Source organism: Vreelandella mediterranea, from assembly GCF_970647075.1.
Genome location: NZ_OZ310198.1, coordinates 1,346,284 through 1,367,024, shown reverse-complemented (window position 1 = coordinate 1,367,024; position 20,741 = coordinate 1,346,284). Strand labels below are relative to the sequence as shown.

Annotated in this window: 22 protein-coding genes and 1 riboswitch; all 22 genes read right to left on the bottom strand. The window is 57.3% G+C overall.

Features of this window, described 5'->3' with window-relative positions; translation table 11 throughout:
• Positions 1-71: 71 nt before the first annotated feature.
• The 22 genes from ACWFVE_RS06400 to cobT all read right to left on the bottom strand — a co-directional run bounded on the left by ACWFVE_RS06400 (position 72) and on the right by cobT (position 20,667).
• Entirely contained in the window at positions 72-590 is a 519-nt protein-coding gene (locus ACWFVE_RS06400) for a hypothetical protein (RefSeq protein WP_447528447.1), read from the bottom strand.
• A 915-nt stretch (positions 591-1,505) separates the two neighbouring features.
• On the bottom strand, positions 1,506-1,832 hold the full coding sequence (locus tag ACWFVE_RS06395) for a hypothetical protein (RefSeq protein ID WP_447528446.1): 327 nt from the start codon (positions 1,830-1,832) through the stop codon (positions 1,506-1,508).
• 289 nt (positions 1,833-2,121) lie between these two features.
• A complete protein-coding gene (locus tag ACWFVE_RS06390; protein ID WP_447528445.1) occupies positions 2,122-2,274 on the bottom strand; it encodes a hypothetical protein in 153 nt (50 codons plus the stop codon).
• A 475-nt stretch (positions 2,275-2,749) separates the two neighbouring features.
• The gene (locus tag ACWFVE_RS06385) at positions 2,750-3,157 is read right to left on the bottom strand and encodes a hypothetical protein (protein ID WP_447528444.1); all 408 of its coding nucleotides are present in this window, start codon (positions 3,155-3,157) and stop codon (positions 2,750-2,752) included.
• Between the two features lie 226 nt (positions 3,158-3,383).
• A protein-coding gene (locus tag ACWFVE_RS06380) for an IS3 family transposase (RefSeq protein WP_447528443.1) occupies positions 3,384-4,519 on the bottom strand; the annotation gives its coding sequence in 2 pieces (ribosomal slippage) (positions 3,384-4,279 and positions 4,279-4,519; 1,137 coding nt in all).
• 416 nt (positions 4,520-4,935) lie between these two features.
• A complete protein-coding gene (locus ACWFVE_RS06375) occupies positions 4,936-5,604 on the bottom strand; it encodes a hypothetical protein (protein ID WP_447528442.1) in 669 nt (222 codons plus the stop codon).
• A 141-nt stretch (positions 5,605-5,745) separates the two neighbouring features.
• Positions 5,746-6,249 carry a superinfection exclusion B family protein gene (locus tag ACWFVE_RS06370; protein WP_447528441.1) on the bottom strand — a complete coding sequence of 168 codons (504 nt, stop codon included), beginning with the start codon at positions 6,247-6,249 and terminating at the stop codon, positions 5,746-5,748.
• Positions 6,250-6,350: 101 nt separating this feature from the next.
• Positions 6,351-7,634: a hypothetical protein gene (locus tag ACWFVE_RS06365; protein WP_447528440.1), complete on the bottom strand. Its 1,284-nt coding sequence runs from the start codon at positions 7,632-7,634 to the stop codon at positions 6,351-6,353.
• 531 nt (positions 7,635-8,165) lie between these two features.
• On the bottom strand, positions 8,166-8,606 hold the full coding sequence (locus ACWFVE_RS06360) for a YtoQ family protein (protein ID WP_447528439.1): 441 nt from the start codon (positions 8,604-8,606) through the stop codon (positions 8,166-8,168).
• Between the two features lie 91 nt (positions 8,607-8,697).
• Positions 8,698-10,014, bottom strand: a complete 1,317-nt coding sequence (locus ACWFVE_RS06355) for a cobyrinate a,c-diamide synthase (RefSeq protein ID WP_447528438.1) — start codon at positions 10,012-10,014, stop codon at positions 8,698-8,700.
• A complete protein-coding gene (cobO, locus tag ACWFVE_RS06350) occupies positions 10,014-10,607 on the bottom strand; it encodes a cob(I)yrinic acid a,c-diamide adenosyltransferase (RefSeq protein ID WP_447528437.1) in 594 nt (197 codons plus the stop codon). The genes ACWFVE_RS06355 and cobO overlap by 1 nt, the downstream gene beginning before the upstream one ends.
• Positions 10,600-11,412 (bottom strand): ABC transporter ATP-binding protein, encoded by an 813-nt coding sequence (locus ACWFVE_RS06345; protein WP_447528436.1) that lies wholly within the window; start codon positions 11,410-11,412, stop codon positions 10,600-10,602. The genes cobO and ACWFVE_RS06345 overlap by 8 nt, the downstream gene beginning before the upstream one ends.
• Positions 11,409-12,386, bottom strand: a complete 978-nt coding sequence (locus ACWFVE_RS06340) for a FecCD family ABC transporter permease (protein WP_447528435.1) — start codon at positions 12,384-12,386, stop codon at positions 11,409-11,411. Before ACWFVE_RS06340 ends, ACWFVE_RS06345 begins: the two co-directional genes overlap by 4 nt.
• Positions 12,383-13,228 carry a cobalamin-binding protein gene (locus ACWFVE_RS06335; protein WP_447528434.1) on the bottom strand — a complete coding sequence of 282 codons (846 nt, stop codon included), beginning with the start codon at positions 13,226-13,228 and terminating at the stop codon, positions 12,383-12,385. The genes ACWFVE_RS06340 and ACWFVE_RS06335 overlap by 4 nt, the downstream gene beginning before the upstream one ends.
• Before the next feature lie 31 nt (positions 13,229-13,259).
• Entirely contained in the window at positions 13,260-15,071 is a 1,812-nt protein-coding gene (locus ACWFVE_RS06330; protein ID WP_447528433.1) for a TonB-dependent receptor domain-containing protein, read from the bottom strand.
• Positions 15,072-15,209: 138 nt separating this feature from the next.
• Positions 15,210-15,433, bottom strand: a riboswitch (cobalamin riboswitch).
• 64 nt (positions 15,434-15,497) lie between these two features.
• Positions 15,498-16,004, bottom strand: coding sequence for a DUF805 domain-containing protein (locus tag ACWFVE_RS06325; protein ID WP_447528432.1), 507 nt, complete (start codon positions 16,002-16,004; stop codon positions 15,498-15,500).
• Between the two features lie 331 nt (positions 16,005-16,335).
• Positions 16,336-16,764 carry a bifunctional adenosylcobinamide kinase/adenosylcobinamide-phosphate guanylyltransferase gene (locus tag ACWFVE_RS06320; RefSeq protein ID WP_447528431.1) on the bottom strand — a complete coding sequence of 143 codons (429 nt, stop codon included), beginning with the start codon at positions 16,762-16,764 and terminating at the stop codon, positions 16,336-16,338.
• The gene (locus tag ACWFVE_RS06315; RefSeq protein ID WP_447528430.1) at positions 16,716-17,360 is read right to left on the bottom strand and encodes a histidine phosphatase family protein; all 645 of its coding nucleotides are present in this window, start codon (positions 17,358-17,360) and stop codon (positions 16,716-16,718) included. Before ACWFVE_RS06315 ends, ACWFVE_RS06320 begins: the two co-directional genes overlap by 49 nt.
• Positions 17,312-18,073, bottom strand: coding sequence for an adenosylcobinamide-GDP ribazoletransferase (locus ACWFVE_RS06310; protein WP_447528429.1), 762 nt, complete (start codon positions 18,071-18,073; stop codon positions 17,312-17,314). Before ACWFVE_RS06310 ends, ACWFVE_RS06315 begins: the two co-directional genes overlap by 49 nt.
• A 13-nt stretch (positions 18,074-18,086) precedes the next feature.
• Positions 18,087-18,617: a bifunctional adenosylcobinamide kinase/adenosylcobinamide-phosphate guanylyltransferase gene (locus ACWFVE_RS06305; protein ID WP_447528428.1), complete on the bottom strand. Its 531-nt coding sequence runs from the start codon at positions 18,615-18,617 to the stop codon at positions 18,087-18,089.
• Entirely contained in the window at positions 18,614-19,633 is a 1,020-nt protein-coding gene (gene cbiB, locus ACWFVE_RS06300; protein ID WP_447528427.1) for an adenosylcobinamide-phosphate synthase CbiB, read from the bottom strand. The genes ACWFVE_RS06305 and cbiB overlap by 4 nt, the downstream gene beginning before the upstream one ends.
• Positions 19,630-20,667: a nicotinate-nucleotide--dimethylbenzimidazole phosphoribosyltransferase gene (gene cobT / locus ACWFVE_RS06295; RefSeq protein ID WP_447528426.1), complete on the bottom strand. Its 1,038-nt coding sequence runs from the start codon at positions 20,665-20,667 to the stop codon at positions 19,630-19,632. The genes cbiB and cobT overlap by 4 nt, the downstream gene beginning before the upstream one ends.
• Positions 20,668-20,741 lie beyond the last annotated feature (74 nt).

The window sequence follows — 20,741 nt, the reverse complement described above, 5'->3', positions numbered from 1 at the left end:
AATCATTTCACGCTTCAATTAAGCCGCGCCGAAAAGCGGTACCGGCTTGAATAAATTTAGCGAAGCGCTTATTAGCATTGCTCTGCAATATTTTCAAGCCAAACGCCCTCATTATTTAGTAGGTTAATAGGTTTCTCATTAAAATAACGGTGAACAAAATAGAACAAATTATATGCAGTTCCCTTTTGCTTATTTGCTTGCAACCAACATTCTCTTAACCATTTCGGTACCACAAGTGACATAATTTCGTCATATGCCTCGGATTCATCCTCATCAACATCATTCTCAATGATATATTCTCTGATTTCCTTCTGGAGCCAATCTCTATAGGACGTTTTCATGAATTGTGGCTTACGCATAAAATCTTTATCATTATCCTCAAGAATTTGGCCATAATTCGCCATATCAGGAAAATTCAAAAAAGTTAGTGACAGGGAAAATTTGTCATAGACTTCGCAGATACACTCCAAAGTTAACTCGCACTCACTCAATTCTTTCTCATAAGCTTCGATGAAGCGTACCAATATTGAAATGCACCTATTGCTGTATTGATTAAGATGCTGGCTAATCACATTTTCATACTTTTCCATTGAACACTCCATAGATGCTATTGTCTCCCAGTACGCGCGGCTGCGGAATGGAGACGAAGCCGCAATGCAAAGTGTTGCTGTGCCTGAGTTTTTTAGCCCCGTATCAATCATTCGTCGAACCAAGCTTTGGGTATAATTTTTTATACCTATCCAAAATATAGTGAGCCACGTATTAGAGCTAACAACCCCTTTACCGGTTATCTAGATCTTTTTCGAACTTACATATAGGTACAGCTCCTTAAGCCACTCTCTGGCGTCTTGAGGGCTTTTCCAAATCCTGCCCATGCTTTGATACTCAAGTAATTTTTGGTAAATCGTGTTCTCATTTGTCAGCAGAAGGTCTTCGATGTCACGTTCCAGCTCGTTGTCTCGAACGAGCCCTTCTTCATCAAAGTAAAATTTCCACAAAACCCTTTCATCCGAACTGCCCACATCACGTATCCAATTTTGGTGGTAGTAGCAAGACATGATGTATTCGAGTCGGGGGGGTAATCGTGCACTGTGATGTACTCTTGATGCCGATATTAAGCGACCGGATCAGAGGCTTACCGCGGCGCAAAAGCAGTCCGTGGGAGGCCCGCTAGGATCGTAACGTAATTAAATGAATAGTTAAAATACGATGTCACCTTCCTCTCTCCTTTCTAAGCTTTTCCACAAACGGTGATGAAGAACCATCCCAGTGGCACTTAACACAGCGTTGCCCAGCAAACTTGTGGTCGCATGCTTGGTACCCGTATAAATGGTGTGCGCATTCTGGACACAGGCCTTTCATTTCTGAAGACAAATAAAAGTAGTTGCTAGCACACTCATCGCACTGAGAAGTTTTCATATCCAGTCCTTTTCAAACTTAACCTTCCGGACTTTGAGCGAGAAGCATATAAGCGTCACGGGCGTAGCGTCCGATGCTGCGTATTGTTAAACACTCTCGACCTCCGACGCCCAAGTTTCGAACCACTTCGTGGGCAACCGCACCTCGTCAAGCTCGTCTTGACCAATCCCTTCGCTAGAGGAAATACTGGCAAGGTATAAATCCCGCTGGGTTTCGATGTCGGCCAGTATCGGCATGATATTCTCAATTTCATCGGCGGCATCAACCTCACTAAACGTGTTCCAAAAGCGCTCGGCCCATTCAGCTATCTGCTTGTGGGTATATGGTGATTCGTCAGGCTTCAAACCATGCTTCAGCAAAGTGACAAGATTCTGTTTACTAAACTTAAGATCTATTGGATTGCTGGATGTCATATCGATACTTAACGCCGTTATTTTGCGGCTAGTTTACGAGCCAGAAGCCCACTTGCGAAGCAGGGATTATGGGGCTGAATAACAATTCTTTTTTAAGAGCACTACTTTAACCACTTTATTTCGTAATCAACTTCACCTAGTTCAAGTTCCCCAACACATCTGTTGCTACCGATTTAACCTTTCTAAGCCAACTTTACCGTTCAGTTTCATCTATATTGGTAGCATAAAGCTGAAGTCCTGATGGTTCGACCGATGCAGAAATAGATTTTTCGCTGTGGTCAAAGCTGAATCAATACGGCATGCCTTTAAAACCATGCACCACATCACCAAAACCAACCCACTCCTCCATCGAGGAGTAGATTGATTCTACTTTCCCGCATACTTTATCAGATAAATCGTATCTAATATTTAGATTTATGTAATCACTAGATATTAATGCCATACATTATCCTTATAAAGGCTATAGAAAAACTCGATTTCGAGCAACACTTACCACCTGTTATTCTATATCTTTTATCTAGCCAGCCACTTGGCTGAAAAATATCAATATAAATATTCAGTCAATAGTTAAAGGTCTACTACCATCTAGCATGAATATGACGTATTTATGAAACAACCCATCCCGTTCTTAGTCCTTTAGGACACTGTCATGTGGCCCTAATTCGGCAATTTCTCAATAATGTGCACTCAGCAGTAAAGCTGCTACTGACTTTTACTTTTGCTGGCTTTGGTAGTTGAGCACCACCGCGGCGTTCTGATCGCAGTTATAAGCTTTGAAGCGCGGTATGCTGACCACTCCTCGTCTGTTTTCTAGATCCTATCAAAACATGGGCATCAGTGAAGTTTTTAAAGCCTCAATGCGAAGCACAGTAGCGGCTCGTCAGGGACGTTCAGCGGCCGCGTATTGTTGCGTTTTGTTAGCAGTTTTTACCAAAAACATAACCACGCCCCACATATATAAGGTGAATTGATGCGACAAGGGGCAAAGACGCTATACCCAGTTGCCAACTAACGCCTCCCTTGCCAGCCATGATCAAGAAGCCTATAAGAGCCAACATGCCGAAAGACATAAACAGCAATATTTTTCTGGGCAATAAAGTGCGCAAGTCAGGCTCCAATATCTTAACCACCAGCGAAATTAGCGCAGCCATACCGAAACAACCACCGATAAGCATAGCTAGTATATAGGCACCAGTCGCATGTCCATCAACCAGAGACTGAAATGCTACCGGAATAACGACAAACCCCATAACCAATATCAACAATGCCGGGCCAAAGCAGATTATTACTTCCATGAGCAGCAAGATCTTTAGCGGTGGCTTCATTTGATACTCCATCAACTGCTAATGTCGCGCTCTGCGGCAAACTTGTAGGCAGCGGAAATTTTTTCAGAAAGCAGCGCCTTGTTAGCACTTTTTATCTGGCTGCTCGCTCAAAATCTAAAGCCAGGTCCCTCAACTTTCTGAACACTTTGATCAGTTCGCGCAGGGTATGCGCTTCTGGCCTTGGATAGGTTTGGAATGCCCCGGCTTTATGGACACTTCAGAAGCCTCACGCTGAGGCAGCCTCGAAGGCCTCTGGGCTCAAACCGCCCAGATGGCTGTGGCGCCGATTTCGATTATAGAATACTTCGATGTAATCGAAGATATCTGCTCGAGCCAGGTCTCTGGTTTTGTAGATGCGCTTTTTAATTCGCTCTTTTTTCAAACTACTAAAAAATGACTCCGCAACAGCATTGTCCCAGCAATTGCCGCGCCGACTCATACTGGGTTCAAGATTGTGGTGAAGACAGAATCGTCTCCAGTCGTCGCTTCCATACTGAGACCCTTGATCTGAGTGAACCAGTACCCTGCTACGAGGCTTGCGACGCCAGACAGCCATCATGAGTGCGTCTAAAACGATCTCGCGTGCTAGCGTCGGCTTCATGGACCAACCTACTACTCTGCGCGAGAACAGATCCCAAACAACCGCCAGGTACAGCCATCCTTGCCATGTCCTGATGTAGGTAATGTCGGTTACCCAAACGGTGTTGGGTGTGCTCACCTTGAACTCCCGGTTAAGCGTATTAGGCGCCAGGATCGATGGGCGGCCGTTCACAACTACTGGTTTTTTATAACCATGTATCGCTTTGATATTGTGGGCTTTCATGATGCGATAGACTTTGTGCTTACCGCACGTTTCACCAACCTCCTTCAGGTCCATTGATATTCGACGATAGCCGTAGACGCCAAAGCTGGCACCGTAAGAAGCATGTATCAAAGGCAGCAGCCGAGCATCTTCGATAGCCCTGTCGGACAAGGGCCGGAAACGCCATTCGTAATAGCCGCTTCGCGAGATATCAAGCAGGTTGCACATGGTACGCACCGGGAACTCGTCACTGTGGTCTGCAACAAACCGGTACTTCACTCGGGCTGGCTTGCGAAGTACCGAGCGGCCTTTTTTAAGATATCTCGCTCCTCCTCGGTTCGTCGGAGCTGGGCGCGCAGTTTCAGAATTTGCTTCTTTGCGTTGTTGAGCTCTGAGACCTGTTCATCGGATTTACTCGGTTTAATGGCCTTAACCCATTTGTGAAGGCTGTGGGCAGAGACGCCGAGTCGTTTCGATACCTCGCTTACCGGGTATCCCCTTTCGACGATCTGCCGGACCGCTTCGTCTTTGAATTCGGGTGAATATCGTTGGTTACTCATCACTCCCTCCTATGCTCAAATAATAGGCTAGAAGTGTCCGGAGAACACAGGGCAGTCCGACAGTGCTTAACCGAGTGTCCGTTTTTAGCGGGGCAGATCAATCAAAGCAATCATCACTTTTATGTATAGATCGTAATCAGTGTAAACACGTCTACTATGGCCACTTGTATCATGTCCTTTATCTTTAGTAGAGCTAGCCTGCCAAGGGATCAGGATTCTCCCGAAAACTAATAGAAAAATCAGAGCTATAAGCGGCCAACAATACGCTTCCATGTAGATGAATTTCCCCCTCTAACGTTCCAGCTCAGCCGCGGCGAAGCCGTCGGCTGAAGCGCCTCGTTGGGCTCTCGTTTATGCTGGCCTAAGCACATGCTTGTTCATATCACCGACATAAAGTCAGGCATAGTCTATGGCACCTATGGAAACGTCTCCATACGAGAATTCAGGATACCGTTCGCAAACGCCCTAATCAAAAGGGCCTCAACCCTGTTGATCATGTCAGCGTGCGCCTCATAGGCCGAGAAATACGTCGCCAGATCACATAATTGGAGATGCGTCCACTCGATCTTCCGTGGCGACTCATACGCGGGACTGAAGCCGGTTCCTGTATAAGGATGAGGGACCGTGCGTATTTTCTGCGTTTGTCGATCCCGATTGAACGCGCTCTTCATTTCGTCCCAGAGACTCTGATCTTTCGCCTTACCAACGTACAAAGGCGTGCCGCGTGAATCATAAAAAACGTAAACGCCATTGGAGGTTCTCAGAACCTCCTTCAACTTCTCCTGTCGTTTATTTCCTGACAGCTCTGAATCGAACAACTCCCAAGCAGCCCCCTGCCGCGATTCACTAGCCTCGATCGGGTAGTACTCGACAATCGGGCGAATGGAGGACAAGTGAGCTTCGCGCGTTCCAGCCTGCTTCGCCTTGTTGACTAGGTTACACACCTGCTTCACCGTTAGCTCTACGGGTGAACTGTGCCATTTGTTGATGGTTTCGTAAGAAATGCCTAGATGTTCTGCCAAAAGTCGATTGTTTGGCTCTTTATAACGTCGCCGCAGCTCATTCACCAAATCTCGAGAATCCATGCTACCCCCCAACTATCGATGCAAGAAGTCTTCATTCCAATCCCGAACGGAAACGCAGCCTAACGCCCCAAGCAGGGGAATATTTTGTGTTTTGAGCGCAGCGTAACAAAATATTTCCCACTGCCTTGGATTGTTAGCGCCTTATTTGCCACTAATGTCTAGCAGCTCAGGATGTTTATTAAGAAACGTCCATGACCATGGCTGAATAATATAATCGAAGCCATGCATTGTCCCCAGGCTACTTCCTCGGTAAATTATCCTCTCTTTTGCCAGGGAGTTAACGGTACCACTTTTTATATCCAGGCTTTGGCTTCTGGTTTGGTTTTCGATGTAAAATCGCAATATCGCTTTCTCATCAGGGGTAAGAGACTTAAGACGTTTCTTACCTTGCCAGATCCAATACTCTTGGACGACCCAAGGCTTAGAGAACCTCCAAATGGAAGATATCGTATTAACCACCACTAGAGCGAGGGTGATTAAGAATGCACCTCCGATGTACCCGCGATAAGCGTTTACTATACCTGAAAGGCCAATTGTAGAAAGAAGCTCGTCACCAGAGAAAAGAAGGATACCAGCGACAATGCAAAGCGCTGCCAAGGTTTTTGTTGGAAGCTTTAGCCAATCTGTATATTTACTAAAATCCAAAAAAGTCGCTCCTCACAGTGACTCGCTAACGCATGAACTCAGCCGCGCCGCGAGGCGGCGTCGGCTTGAATGAATAATTAGGCGAAATTCGAAAAGTCGCGCTAAAGTATCGCTGCGCCGCCAACGTTCCCCTGATCATCATATGAGATTGCAATGCGCACATTACCGCTAGAGTCAATAAACCGAGACATGCTCTCTGCAAGTGAACTTTGCAATGCTAAGTACTCGATTTGCTGATCATTTCCAGATCTATGGTAATCAGAAGACAATGCTCTAAGCTTATCTTTGCGCAAGTGTAAAGTTTCATTTGAATTCCAGAAAGATGTTCCCATGAGCGCAGATTCTCGACTAAGAACAGAATTTTTGAATTGGTCGATCAGGTCTGCCCAACGCCCCTCGTTGACGTTAACCCTAGAATAATCGCGTCTTGCAGGATCAAGATAAGCTGTAACAAAGCTTATAGCTGAAGCAAGATTAAGGAACAGCTCGCGTCGTTTCAAGAGCGGCCGTATCCTCTCGATTAAGCTTTTCAACCTTTCAAATGTATCACCAGTTCCGAAAGTATCTAGATCGGTGAGGCTTGATATTTGATTGACTAATGACATCATGTCTTCTTCTAGCTTGTTGCGCCAAGAGTATGAGTCCTTGATGATCCCTTCAATCGCATTCCTCTTTTGTTGGGGTAGCTCATCAGGACAACGCAATTCTTTCATGTGCGCGGCGATTTCGCGTAAATAGTCAAATGCACCAGTAATCCTTGCCTTGTCTTCATTCTCTTGCCTTTCAAGAATCTCGTATATTGAGCCTTTGACGGCGCTTAAACTTCTTTCAATGTCTGCTAAGTGTGACTGAGCAACGGCAATGCTTACAAGCTGAAAGGCGCCTCCGGCAATTTGCTTCGCCTTTCCACCTTGAATTAAGCGAGCTTTTCCGACTAATTTATTTGACGCATCAACCGCATCTGCCAGGACTTCTCCTGTTTTTGTTTTCATCAAAGTGTACGTTCCATCAACTAAACCTCGATGGATCTCAGGCTTGAAAATCACTTCTACAGTCTTGTTTGGAATGCTACCCGCACCTTTAAATAGATCGGCTGAAAGGTGCTTGACACGATCAATTGCGCTACTTGATGAATCAACCATATAAGCCCGCGCTGGTATTTTTTCTATCTCTCTTGACTCAAGCACTTTGAGCCCGTTGTCATCGAATATTGTGAGACTGTACCCAGGATCACTTATCATTCCTAAGGTTTTATCTGATGTAAGGTCGGCACATTCCGGCGAAATTATGCCGGCGGAATCATTCGCATTTTTACGGCGAAGTAAAAAAAATAAAATAAACACTGCTGCTAGAATAATAACTGCAACCAAGAGAATGGTATTCACGGTAGCCTCTAAATTTCGTCCATGCCACTTCGGACGGTGGGTTTTCGCCTAACAGTGATTATATAGCCGGCTGCATAACATCAATAAACGCGCCAGCACATTCATGGATGCTATACAGCTTCAATAAAAATCATAACTCACTGTTTCAAATAGCTTCTCAAAACTATTAGGCAGCATATTAATTATTCGCGTGCCGCTCGTTTTGCTCATTTCAATCATACTCTATTCACAAATTCACCTTCGGTCACGTGGTAATTTCATGACAGTGGTCAGCAATAGGTCATAGGCCTGCGTGAAATTCAGGTAGGTGATGCTTTGGGAGGGATGACGGGGGATTGCGGTAAGTGTGGTCTGTGGCGGTATCGGGGCAGCTGGCGCTACGCTTCGCGGGTGCCTCATTGGCTCGTGCCTCGCCAAATCGTTACGCCGCGCTACGGGGTGGCTGAATTACTTATGTGGCTGAGTATTCGCGCGCTTAAGCGCCCTCCCACAAGACCTTAGCGGTGTGCGGTTGCGGGAGGCGCTGGCTGCTTAGTCTTTCAGCACGTATTTTAGCGTTTCCACAACCTGCTCGGTGGTGGTGCACCAGGCTTGCGCTCCGGCATCCACTTCCTTCAGCGGATGAACGATATCCTCTGCGTGCAGCGTGATGTAGGGCTTGGCGAGTGCCGAGCAGTAGCCCGCGTCAAACGCGGCGTTCCACTGTTTGTACTTGTCGCCAAAGCGCACGACGACCAAATCAGCCTGCTCGATCATCGTGCGGGTGCGGATGGCGTTGACTTTCGACGACTGGTGATCGCGCCAGAAGCCGGTTTCCGGCTTGCCCAGGTGGTCGCCGGCTGCGTCACTGGCGTCGTGGTCGGTGACCGGGGCGGTGAAGACGATGTCGAGTCCCGCCGCGTCGGCGCCGCGCTGAATCTCGTCGCGCCAGTCGGTGTGGATCTCGCCGGAGAGGTAGACGTAAAAGCTCATGAGTGCTCCCTGGAAGGGTTTGGGAAGGAGCTCTTATTTTATGGAAAAACCTTCCACTTTCATACCGGCGAAGGCCGCCGGTGGCTCTCCCCTACTCTGCCCCGCCCAGGAGCCTCGCGATGGCGGCAGGGTTATTGGGAAAATAGAGGTGAAGGTAGGTGGCCGTTAGCCCGCGCTCGCGATAGATGGGCTCGCCCAGGGCCGGGTGGCGTTGGCGTTGGGCGGCCGCCACGGGCATGGGCGCGCCTTCCACTCGGGAGCGGTGGTGGGCGTGGCCGCGAATCTCGCCTTCGGGAAGCACGGCGGTCTGCATACCCTGGCAGCCGCCCCTGTCGCGCATGATGCCGTGGCCGGACAGCAGGCCGAGCATAGGCTGGGATGACTGCCCGAGGCCCGCCAGGGTTTGCATGCAGTAGAGCATGCCGCCGCACTCGGCGAGTATGGGGCGGTCCTGCTCGAAAAAGCGCTTCAACTCCGCCTTGAGCGATATGTTGTCGGCCAAACGCTGGCTGTGAAGCTCCGGGTAGCCGCCGGGTAGCCATAGGGCGTTGCATTCCGGCAGGCGGGTATCCTCAAGCGGTGAGAAAAAGCGAAGCGAAGCGCCCATCCGGGTCAGCGCTTCCAGGTTGGCCGGGTAGATGAAGCTGAAGGCGGCGTCCCGGGCGATGCCGATGGTACGCCCGGCCAGTACCACCGGGGGCTCGGTGCCCGCGTGAATGGGCGCGCTGAACGCTACCGGGGGCTGGGCGAGTAGCGCCTGGGCGAGGCCGCTTTCGGCGATGGCGCGGGCCCCGGCTTCGAGTCGCTGCTCCATGTCGGACCGGTTTTCGTCCGGTTGTACCAGCCCCAGGTGGCGCACCGGGAGCTGCAGGGTGGAATCACGCGGTATGGCGGCCAGTAGCGGCGTGGCGGGCGAAAGCGAATGCTCGATCAACTCCCGGTGGCGCTGGCTGTTGCAGTGGTTGGCGATCAGCCCGGCGAAGCGGATATCGTCGCGGGCACTGGCAAGCCCCGCCATCAGCGCGCCGGCGGTCTGCGCCATGCCCTTCACGTCCATCACCACCGCCAGGGGAATATCGAACAGCGCCGCCAGGTCGGCACTCGAAGGCTCGCCGTCGAATAGCCCCATCACGCCCTCGATGAGGATGAGATCCGCCTCGACCGCGGCGTCGTAGAGCCGCTGGCGGCACTCGGTTTCGCCCATCATCCAGAGGTCGAGCTGCTCCGCCGGGCGGCGCGCAGCTTGAGCAAGAATTTGCGGGTCCAGGTAGTCCGGGCCGGTCTTGAATACCCGCACCACCTTGCCCTGGTTCACCAGTTGGCGCGCCAGGGCGGCGGTCAGGGTGGTCTTGCCCTGGCTCGATGCCGGGGCAGCGATCAGCACCGCCGGGCAGACAGCGGCGCCCATCAGTACTCGATGCCCGCTTGCGCTTTCACGCCGGCGCGAAAGGCGTGGCGCTCGTCCTCCACCTGGCTGATGGTGTCGGCTATCGCCTGAAGCGGAGTGGCCATGGTGCGCCCGGTAATGATCACGTTCTGATGGGCGGGCCGGCGCTCGAGCGCCTCGACCACCGGCGCCACGTCCAGGTAGCCGTACTTGAACATGTAGCTCATCTCGTCGAGCACGATCAACTCAAAATCCGGGTTCTCCAGAAGTCCCTGGGCGATACCCCAGGCGGCTTCGGCGGCCTGAATGTCCTGGGTACGGTCCTGGGTCTCCCAAGTGAAACCCTGGCCCATGATGTGCCAGTCGAGCCGCGGGTGATCACGAAAGAACAGGTACTCGCCGGTTTCTCGGCGGCCCTTAATGAACTGTATAACCGCGCAGCGCTGGCCGTGGCCGAGTGAGCGGGCCAGGGTGCCCAAGGCAGAGCTGCTTTTGCCCTTGCCATTGCCCTTCAACAGGATCAATACGCCGCGCTGCTGGTCGGCGCGAGCGATCCGCTCGTCCACCACGGCCTTCTTGCGCTGCATGCGCTGGGCGTGCCCCTCGTCACTCATGGTCTCTCCTCGGCTCGTTGCGTGATTGACAGGTTGGCACCACCCGCGGCATATACACCGGCGCGCCGTCGATCTCGGCTACGCTGAGCCGCTGGCGGTAGAGCCGCTCCAGGGCGTCGAGCTCGAGTACCTCATTGCGCGGCCCGGCGTTGACCTCGCCATCCGGGTATAAAAGGAGTAAATGGCTGCACCAACGGGTGGCCAGGTTGAGGTCGTGCAGGCACATCATCACCGCCTTCCCCGCTTGGGCCTGCTCGGTCAACAGTCCCATTACCGCGCTCTGGTGGTGAAGGTCCAGGTGGTTGGTCGGCTCGTCCAAAAGCCACACCGCCGGGTTCTGGGTCAGCACCGTGGCCAGCGCCACCCGCTGGCGCTCCCCGCCGGAGAGCGTGGTGATCAGCCGCTTTTCGAGCGCGCTCAAATCGAGCTGCGCCAGCGCCGCCTTCAGGCGCTCGATATCTTCATGACCCTCGCGCTGCCAAAGCGAAAGATATGGGTGGCGGCCCATCATCACGCTCTCTTGTACCGTGGCGGGAAAGCCGTCCATGCGCTCCTGAAATACCAGCCCCAGCCGCCTGGCGATACGGCGGCGCTTGAACGAGCCAAGTGGCGCGCCGTCAAGCTCGACGTGACCCGCCCGCGGCGCGTTCAGCCCGGCGAGCGTATGCAAGAGCGTGGTTTTGCCCGCCCCATTAGGCCCGAGCACGCCCCACACCTGGCCGGGTGCCACCCTCACATCGATGGGCTGCCCGCTTACCCGGCCCGGAATCTCGAGCACCAGCCCCTTCGCGCTCAAGGTGCTCATGGGCGGCTCCGGTACAGCAGCAGCAAAAAGGTCGGCACGCCCAAAAGCGCGGTGATCACACCCACGGGCAGCTGCTCCGGGGCGATCAGCGTGCGCGCGAGCGTATCCGCCAGTACCAGCAGCGTGCCGCCGGCCAGCGCGCAGGCGGGGAGAATCCGGCGCTGGTCGTTGCCCAGCACCAGGCGCAGCATGTGCGGCACCACCAGGCCCACGAAACCAATGCTGCCCGCGGTGGTTACCGCCACCGCCGTCAGCAGGCTTGCCAGCACGTAAATGCCCCACTCCAGCGGGCGCACCGCCACCCCCAGGGCGGCGGCCTGGTGTGGGCCGCGGGCCAGCACGTTCAGGCTTCTGCCCAGCGGCCATAAAAGCACGCAGGTAGCCAGCAATACCGCAAGCGGCGGCCAGGGCGTTCGCGCGTAGGCGAGATCGCCCATCAGCCAGTAGAGCATGCCGGGCAGGCGCTCGGCGGGGCTCATCGCGAGCATCAGCGTAATCACCGCGCCCCAGCCCGAGGCCACGACCACGCCGGTCAGCAAAAGCCGTGCCGGGGTCCAGCCACCGCGCCCCTGGGCCAAGCCAAATACCAAAAGCGTGGAGATCAGCGCGCCGACAAACGCGGAGCCCGTGACCAGCAAGCCGCTGATACCCGCGAGCATCGCGCCCAGCGCGCCAATGCTCGCCCCGCCGGAAAGCCCCAGCACGTACGGGTCCGCCAGGGGGTTGCGTAAAAGCACCTGCATCAGCGCCCCGGCCACGGCCAAAAGCCCGCCTACCGCGAAGGCGGAGAACGCCCGGGGCAGGCGTAAATCCAGCACCAGGGTGCGCGAGAGCGCCTCGCCCCCGCCGGTTAAAACCTTTAAAAGCTCGCTTACCCCTAACGATGCGCTGCCGCTGACGAGCGCCAGCCCCAGCGCCAGCACGGCCAAGCCCAGCAGCACAGCAGGCCAGGCTTTCAAATGGCTTACGCTCAAGGCGCCGCCTCGGTGCGGGCGGTGGCCAGGTGCTCGCATAGAAGGCGCGCACCTTCGGCCAGGCGCGGCGTGGGGCGTTGAATCAGCGAAGGCGGCACGAAATAGAGCCGGTCATGGGCGACCGCCTCGAGATTGGGGTACTGCTCCCAGTGGGTCAGCCAGTGGCGGTTTTCCTCGCCCATGCCGCCGGCCAGGATCACCGCCGGGTTAGCGGCGAGTACCGCCTCGTCGTCCAGGCGCGGCACCAGCCGGGGCTGGCTTCCAAACACGTTGCGCCCGCCGCACAGGCGAATCACCTGGCCGATCAGGTGCTCGTCGTTCACGCTCATAAGCGGCGCGTCCCACACCTGATAGAAGGTATCGACCGGGCGCTGGTTGGCGTACTGCGCTTCAAGGGTCGCCATTTCGTCGCGAAAGCGCTGGGCGATTTGCTCGCCCTCGGCGTCGGTGCCGGAAAGCGCGGCGAGGCGCTCGATGGCGCTGGCGACCCCTTCCACGCTGCGCGGCTCGATATAAAACACCGCCATACCCAGCGCTTCCAACGTGTCGAGCTGCTCGGCGGGGTTGCCGGTCACCCAGCCGATCACCAGGTCCGGCGCCAGCTCCACCAGCGCTTCCAGATCCAGCCGGGTGTGGCTGCCCACCGAGGTGACCTCCTGGGCCTCGGGCGGGTAGTCACTAAACGACACCACCGCCACCACCTGCTCGCCGGCCCCGGCCGCAAAAACGAGCTCCGTCGCCCCCGGTGAAAGCGCGGCGATTCGCTCGGCCGGTGCGCTCAAACACACCTGGCGATCAAGATCGTCCTGGGCGCACACCTCGGCTTGGGCGGTGGCGCTCATACAGAGCGCCACCGCCAGGCCCACGAGCCACTTATTGACCAAAGTTGACGCTCAAAAACGCCGCGCGGCCGGCGTTGATGTAGTCGGCGCCGTCAAACGAGCGCGTGGTGACGTAATCCTGATCCAGGGCGTTCTCCAGCGTCACCCGGGCGCTCCACAGGGGCGCGAACTCCCAGCCGGCGCGAAGATTCACCAGGCCATAACCGGCGAGGCGGTCGTCGTTGGCCGCATCGCGGTAGCGGTGATTCTGCGCCACCCAGGAACCGCCCACGGAATACTCGCCCAGCGCGCGGTCCACATCCAAACGCAGGCTTTGGGTGGCGCGGTTTTGCAGCCGGTTGCCGGTGGCGCGGTTCTCCGGGTCGGTGTAGGTGAGTGCGGCGGCTAAGGTCCACGCATCGATTTCTACACCGCTCGATAGCTCGACGCCGCGAACGCGCGAGGTGGGCACGTTGAACTGCTCGCCCTGGCCGGCGATCAAGTCGTCGATATCGGTCTGGTAGAGCGCAGCGTCCCAGAACCAGCGCGCGTACTGGCCCCGCGCGCCGAGTTCGACGGTCTCGGATGTTTCGGAGTCGAGGTCAGGGTTGCCGAAGTCCGGGTAGTAAAGCTGGTTATAGGTCGGCGCGTTAAAGGCGGTGCCGTAGCTTGCCCGCAGGGTGTGGTGGGCATCGATATCGAAGCCGGCCGCCACACTGCCGGTCACCTCGTCGCCGTAGCTTTCGTTGCTGTCGAAACGGGCGCTGGCCTGCAGCGTGAACGGGGCGAAGTCGAAAAGCGCCTGGGTGAACGCGGCGGTGTTGTCCCGGCTGGTCTCGTCGTAATCGATGGTGCTGTCGATCTTGTCTTCGCTGTACTCGGCGCCGGCGATGAACTCGTGGGCGCCGGTGGTGAAGGTGTTCTCCCAGCGCGCGGTGCGGATTTTGGTATCGAAGGTGGAGACACCCAGGTCGTCGATGTTGTCGCTTTCGTCCCGGGCCTCGGAGAGGGTCACTCGCGAGCGCCAATTATCGAGTACGGGAAGCTCGCCATACACCCCGGCCACCTGCTGGACGAAGTCGTTCTCGCCACCGTCGTACTCGTTATTGCCGCGGGCGCGCAGGGCCAATACGCCGGTCTCCGCGCCGTTATCAAAAGTGTGCGAAACCCGGGCAAGCGCGGTGGTGTTGTCGAACCCCTTGTCGTCGCCATCGCGGCGCACCGGCTCGCCGTCGGTATTGAAATGGCTGGCGGCGAAACTGTAACGGGTGCCGCCCTCGCGCCCGCTGATCCCGGCGCTGGCCCGCGCCGTGCCGAAAGAGCCGCCGCCGAAGGATAGACGCGGCTGGGGGCCCTCTTCATCGGCCTGGTGGGTAAAAAGCTGCACCACCCCGCCGATGGCATCGGCGCCGTAAAGGCTGCCCCGCGGGCCGCGTACGACCTCGGCGCGTTCGAACATGCGCGGGTCCAGATACGACCAGGCCGCCCCGCCGCTGGTGGCCGAGCGCAGGCGAATACCGTCGATCAACAATACGTTCTGGCTGCTGCCGGTGCCGCGAATGAAGACACTCGAATTCTTGCCGAAGCTGCCGTTGCTGGAAACATCCACGCCGGGCTGGCCGCGGAGCAGGTCGGTGACGCTCACCGGGTCCTGACGGCGAAAGGTGGCTTCGTCCAGTACGGTAACCGATGAAAGGCTTTGGTTGGCGGTGCGCGGGGCGAGCGTGGCAGTCACCACGACCGGGTCGAGGGCCTGATCATCGTTTGGTATGTTCGAGGAAGGCACTGACTGGGCGGAGGCGGCCAGCGGCAGTGCGACAAGCGTCAAGGCGGTAAGCCCGGAGGTGGTACGCGAATATGACATGGTGGGTCCCTTTGGCCGTGCTCACCCGCACAGCCGATTTTTTATAGGGCCGGGCAAAGAGTGGACAAGGGGAAATAGCGAGCGTGGGTGGCCCGTATCAGCCCTAAGCACGCCCTCCGCGACTCGGCAGTAGTGGTTCTAAAACCTGACGTTTGGGCCGGTCTCCGGGCTGACGAGCAAAAGAGGCTTACTTCAAGAGCACCCTTTTCAAACGGCCGCCTTCCCATGTCGCGGGCGACACAGTGGCATATTGGCCGTTCTTGACTCGATTACCGTTGCGGGGGCAGCGCTGGAATGGGCACCAGCTTCCCGTTTAACTGGCGGCAAGATAAACCGCCAGCACCCAAAGGTGGGCGTAAACTAGCAAGTCGGGATGGAAGGGTCAATTTGTATCGTGATCGCTGATATCGCCAGGGCCTCGCCTGATTATGCTTCGCCGCTGTACATGCCTATCAGAACAATCGCCAAAAGAAATATCAAAACCAGTGAGGTCAACAAGCGGTGCACGTTGTGATCATTGGGCAAAGGGGGCTTCCCGTACGCATTATCGCCAGGGCTACCGGGACTCAATATCAAAGCGAGATAGAAGAAAAGATTAATCATGGGCACCAAAGACACAAGGCTTGCCCAGCCCATAACGTTCATATCGTTAAGGCGACGAATTGTAAAAAGAGTCTGCAGTACGGCCAGCGGAGCCATGAACACCATGACGACCAATAACAGCCCACGATAGAGAGACGCATTCTCGATCATTAGCGGGAGCACTTCCAAATAAAAACCCACTATCCCCCAAAACAGGACAATCATGCTGGCCGAATAGGCTATAAAGCGCACCCGACCTATTCGACCGCGCATTTGAAACATACGCGGCAAGTACCCGGAAGAATGCGATTCTCCCTGGGGAGTATCGAGGCTCTGTATCGAGGAGTTCATGTGTTTGCCTTTCTGCAATGGATTAGCGCTGCGGGGCGGTAGTGACCCGCCGCGCCGTAAGCAGCGTCAGACTGACTACGCCGCCGAGACCCGCAGAGAATAACAAACGAATTCAGTTAAACAGTCGACTCTGGAGGAGAAACGATAAAGTCCTACACGAAAATAAGATATCTCTTACATCGGTCCCCCACTTGGCGCGCTATCTGATCTATCGGACCATGCCTGGGCTTTCCACATGGATAGCCCAAGCATGCGCCATCCAAACGAGGCAGGGCTTTTTAGGAGGGGTCTATTAGAGGTTTTTCTAGTAGAGGTTTTTCAAGCGAAACCGCTAGCGGATGGACTGCACCAGGCCGTGACGGACATAGCACACCCTATCTGCTTTCTTCGCCGCGTCCTGGCTCAGCCAGCCGTTCAAATCGCGCAGGCGGCGGTCGTCCTGGGCCATGGGCACCAGGCCTCGGCCTACTTCGTTTAAAATCAATACGATGGTCGCGTTGCGGGCCGCGGCGGCCTGGCATAGAAAATCGATATCCTCACGCCATTGAGCGCGCAGGCGCTCGTTATCCGCCTCGTACTCGCCGTGGCGCGCCACCCAGTTTAAAAAGCCGTTGATCACCAGTGGTTTGTTGGGCACCAGTATCGAGTGGCAGTCCGCCAGGCGCTGGCCCGGGGCGAGGGTCCACCAGGCGGCGTTTTCAAAGCGCGCTTTTACGGCGTCTCGTTTTCCAGCGCGGGCACCGCCGATGAAAAGCTGCATTGCCACCCCTCTTGCTGAGCGTGATACTTGAGTGTCAGGCGCCGGCCGGTGGCCTGGAGCACCGTGGCCTCCCAGAAAGGCACGGACTCGAAACGCCGTCTTAGTTCGCGAATCACCCCGCCGTGGGTGACCGCCAGTATGCGCCGATGGCCGCACTGGCGGGCGCTTTGGGCCACGTCCTCGAGCCAGGCGTCCAGGCGGTGACGCAGATCACCCGCGGATTCGCCGCCGGGGATTCTAAGCTCTCCTACGCTATCAATCCAGGCGCGATAGCCCGGGTCGTTTTTGAGTTCGTCGTACACCTTGCCCTCGTAGTCGCCGAAGTCGAGTTCACGAAGCCGGGGCTCGTCATGGACCGGCGCTACGCAGGCTTCGGGCTTGATCCACTCGAAGGTTTGTCGGCAGCGGGTCAGGTCACTCACGTAAATGGCGTCGAACGCCTCCCTTGCCAGCGCTTCGCGCAGGGTATCGAGGCCCTCTTTCGCATCGGGCAACAACAGCGGAATATCGCGCTGGCCCTGGTAGCGCCGCTCCAGATTCCAGGCGGTTATCCCGTGGCGAACCACCACCAGCTCCACATCACCATCAAAAGCCACAGTTCAACTCCTTCTATCAAAGCGCCGGCCATATCCCCATTGATGCCCCTGAAGGCACGCAGAACACCCGCCCGGTAAAGCGCGGTAAACAAAAGCGCCGCCATGAGCCACAGGACCAGCGCCGGGTAAAAAAGCGCCACGACCAGTAGCGGCACCAGCGCAAGCACGGCGTCTTGCGCGGTAAGCGAGCGCTTGAAACTGTAGGCAAGCCCCGCTTGATGAGCGCAGGGGCTTAGCACCAGAAACGCCGCGCCCGCGAAGCGGCCTAGCGCCGGAATGACCAAAAGCCAAACGAGCGGCGCCTGGTAGGCGAGCAGCGCCCATAAAAGCACCGCCTTCCAGGCCAGCAGGAAAAAAAGCGCCAGCAGGCCGAAGCTGCCTACCTGGGGGTCTTTCATGATTTCGAAGCGCCGCGCCAGCGGCTGGTTACTGCCCAGCGCATCGGCCAGGTCCATCGCGCCATCGAGATGCAGGGCGCCGCTCAGCGCGACCCACAGGCTCAAAAGCGCCAGCGCGCCAAGCGGCGCGGGCATAGCAACGTACTCCAGAAAATGCGCGACGAGCACGAGCACGGCGCCGATAAAAAGCCCCACGACCGGGTAGGTTCGCAGCGCCCAGCGCCGGGTGGCGGCGTTCCATGGGCACTCGATGGGCAGCGGCACGCGGGTCAAAAACTGAAACGCCAGCACGGCGCCGAACAGGGCGTTTTTCAAGGCGGTGACTCTTCTAATCGGTATGTGCGGGTTTCCACTCGACGCCGCGCTCGGCGACGACCTCGACCACCGAGTCGGCTTCCTGGGCCAGCAAACGGTGCAGGCGCTGCAGAAAGCTTACAAAGCGCCAGACCACCGGGTCCTCCGGCAGCAGCGCCTCGTTGATGTCGTTGGAGACCACGACCAAGTGCAGGTGCCGGGCGCGGGCTCGTTGCACGAACGCCTCGAGGCGCCGGACGCCTTCCTCCTCGGAAAGCTCTGCGCTGAACAGGAGCTGGCTGGCCCAGAGCGTCAGGCAGTCTACCAGCACGGCCTGGTGGGCCGGAATACGTGCCAGCGCCTGGTCAAGATCAACCGGGGCTTCGAGGGTGACCCAACGGCTGTCGCGCCGGTCCCGGTGCTGCGCTACGCGCTCGGCCATCTCGGCATCACTCACCCGCGCCGTCGCCACGTAGTAGCAGTGCCCCTGGGCGGCTTTTAGCGTGAGGGTTTCGGCCAGCTGGGACTTTCCCGAGCGCGCCCCGCCGCTTATGAACGCGATCATTCGGCCCCCAGGCGCAGAATCACCACACCATCCGCCGAAGCGAGCGTTTCGAGCGCCCCTCCCGCCCAACCACAGATGATCATCATCAACAAAAAAAGCCCCCAGGCCAAATGCATCAGGCGAATCGTCACGGCGATATGCCGGGCACCGAGCGTGACACTTCCCGGCCCCAGCGTTGCGCGATGGGAAACCACGCCCTGGTAATAGTTGACCCCACCAAGGCGCACCCCCATGAGCCAGGCGACCATCGCCTCGGGCCAGCCGGCGTTGGGGCTTGGGTGGCGCGGCGCCTGGCGCCGGGTATGGGTAAAGGCATCGGCCACGAAGAGGGTTTCTTTACCGCTGGCCGCTAAAAGCGCCCCCGCCGCCCACAGACACACCGCGGTCAGCCGCGCGGGTAGCCAGTTGGCGATGTCGTCAAGCTTCGCCGAGGCGAAGCCGAAATCCGCGAAGCGGGCGTTTTTATACCCCACCATGGAATCCAGCGTATTGACCGCCTTGTAGGCCAGCGCCAGCGGCGCGCCGCCGATGAGGGCGAAAAAAAGCGGCGAGGTGATCCCGTCGACGCTGTTCTCGGCCACGGTTTCCACCGCGCCGCGGGCGATCTCGGCCTCATCCAGCCGTTGGGTATCGCGGCCCACCACCCTGGCCAGTGCCTGGCGGGCGCCGGGTAAATCGCCCCGGGCGAGCGGCGCGGCAATCATCCGCCCTGCCTCGGCCAGGCCCTTGATCGCAAAGGTCGTGGCGAGCAGCCAAAGCTCGGCGGCCAGGCCAAGCCAGGGGTGCACCCTGCTCAACAGATCGAGAAGCAACGTCGCCAGGCCAAATACCCCACCCACCACGACCAGTGTTAAAAGCCCGCCTTTGAAGCGCCGGGCAAGAGCGCCGCCGTGATTAAGTCGCGCTTCCAGAAAATCGATCACCCGGCCCATACCCACCACCGGGTGCGGCAGCCGCCGAGGGTCGCCAACGGCTAAATCGACCGCGACCGCCCAAAGCACCAGCCCAACCGTCACTCGCTTGCAACGCCAGCGTTTGCAAACGTGGCCATCTCACCCATCATGGCGCAGGCGGCGGTCAATAACGGAAAGGCAAGCGCGGCGCCGCTGCCCTCGCCCAGGCGCATGTCGAGTTCGAGCAGCGGCGTGGCGCTTAGCGCTTCGAGCGCCAGGGTGTGGCCAGGCTCCGCGGAGCGGTGGCCGAACACCAGATAATCGCGCACCGCGGGGCACACCCGCACCGCCACCAGCGCCGCCACGGTCGCGATGAAGCCATCGACCACCACCGGCAAGCGGTTGGCGGCGGCGCCAAGATAGGCCCCGGCCATGGCGGCAAGCTCCAGCCCGCCTAGAGCGGCCAGCACCGAAAGCGGCGCCTCGCTATAGGTGCGCTCGTTCAGGGCGCGCTCGATCACGCCCACCTTGTGCGCGAGACAATCCTGGGCCAGGCCCGTGCCCGCCCCGACCAGCGCGGACACCGGATGGTTCAAAAGCGCCGCCAGCACCGCGCTGCTGGCAGTGGTATTGGCGATCCCCATTTCGCCGAGTATTAGGCTTTTACAGCCGGCCCTTTGAGCGCGCGCAACGGCCTCCGCGCCCGCCTGCATCGCACTTTCCACTTCATCCCCGGTCATCGCGTTTTCCCGGGCGAAGTTGCGCGTGCCGCGGCGCACTTTGGCAGCGACCACCCCGGACGCTTCGATATCGCTCGCCACGCCCACATCGACCACTTCCAGCCGCGCGTCGATCTGGCGGGCGAAGACGTTGACCGCCGCCCCGCCGCTGGCGAAGTTGGCGACCATCTGCGCGGTCACTGCTTGGGGAAACGCGGAGACCCCCTCGGCGGCCACGCCGTGGTCGGCGGCAAAGACGATTACCCCGGGCGGGGTCACATCGGGGGTGAGCGTGGCGCTGATTTGGCACAGCGTGACGGCCAGGTCTTCCAGCCGCCCAAGACTGCCCGGGGGTTTGGTGAGTGAGTCCAGATAGGCCCTGGCCTGGCGCTCCATGCCGGCATCGATGGGCTGAATGCGGGAAATCAGGGTGTCCATGGCGGGCTCCGGCGCGAACGGGGTGGGTCAAGGTTTTAAAATCGGGCCGGAAAAAACCGCCGGCCACGAGAAAC

Excerpts from the sequence above, each read along its gene's own strand:
- ACWFVE_RS06400 (WP_447528447.1), bottom strand. The coding sequence starts at position 590 with ATGGAAAAGTATGAAAATGTGATTAGCCAGCATCTTAATCAATACAGC.
- ACWFVE_RS06395 (WP_447528446.1), bottom strand. The coding sequence starts at position 1,832 with ATGACATCCAGCAATCCAATAGATCTTAAGTTTAGTAAACAGAATCTT.
- ACWFVE_RS06390 (WP_447528445.1), bottom strand. The coding sequence starts at position 2,274 with ATGGCATTAATATCTAGTGATTACATAAATCTAAATATTAGATACGAT.
- ACWFVE_RS06385 (WP_447528444.1), bottom strand. The coding sequence starts at position 3,157 with ATGAAGCCACCGCTAAAGATCTTGCTGCTCATGGAAGTAATAATCTGC.
- ACWFVE_RS06375 (WP_447528442.1), bottom strand. The coding sequence starts at position 5,604 with ATGGATTCTCGAGATTTGGTGAATGAGCTGCGGCGACGTTATAAAGAG.
- ACWFVE_RS06360 (WP_447528439.1), bottom strand. The coding sequence starts at position 8,606 with ATGAGCTTTTACGTCTACCTCTCCGGCGAGATCCACACCGACTGGCGC.
- ACWFVE_RS06355 (WP_447528438.1), bottom strand. The coding sequence starts at position 10,014 with ATGGGCGCCGCTGTCTGCCCGGCGGTGCTGATCGCTGCCCCGGCATCG.
- cobO (WP_447528437.1), bottom strand. The coding sequence starts at position 10,607 with ATGAGTGACGAGGGGCACGCCCAGCGCATGCAGCGCAAGAAGGCCGTG.
- ACWFVE_RS06345 (WP_447528436.1), bottom strand. The coding sequence starts at position 11,412 with ATGAGCACCTTGAGCGCGAAGGGGCTGGTGCTCGAGATTCCGGGCCGG.
- ACWFVE_RS06335 (WP_447528434.1), bottom strand. The coding sequence starts at position 13,228 with ATGAGCGCCACCGCCCAAGCCGAGGTGTGCGCCCAGGACGATCTTGAT.
- ACWFVE_RS06330 (WP_447528433.1), bottom strand. The coding sequence starts at position 15,071 with ATGTCATATTCGCGTACCACCTCCGGGCTTACCGCCTTGACGCTTGTC.
- ACWFVE_RS06325 (WP_447528432.1), bottom strand. The coding sequence starts at position 16,004 with ATGAACTCCTCGATACAGAGCCTCGATACTCCCCAGGGAGAATCGCAT.
- ACWFVE_RS06320 (WP_447528431.1), bottom strand. The coding sequence starts at position 16,764 with ATGCAGCTTTTCATCGGCGGTGCCCGCGCTGGAAAACGAGACGCCGTA.
- ACWFVE_RS06305 (WP_447528428.1), bottom strand. The coding sequence starts at position 18,617 with ATGATCGCGTTCATAAGCGGCGGGGCGCGCTCGGGAAAGTCCCAGCTG.
- cobT (WP_447528426.1), bottom strand. The coding sequence starts at position 20,667 with ATGGACACCCTGATTTCCCGCATTCAGCCCATCGATGCCGGCATGGAG.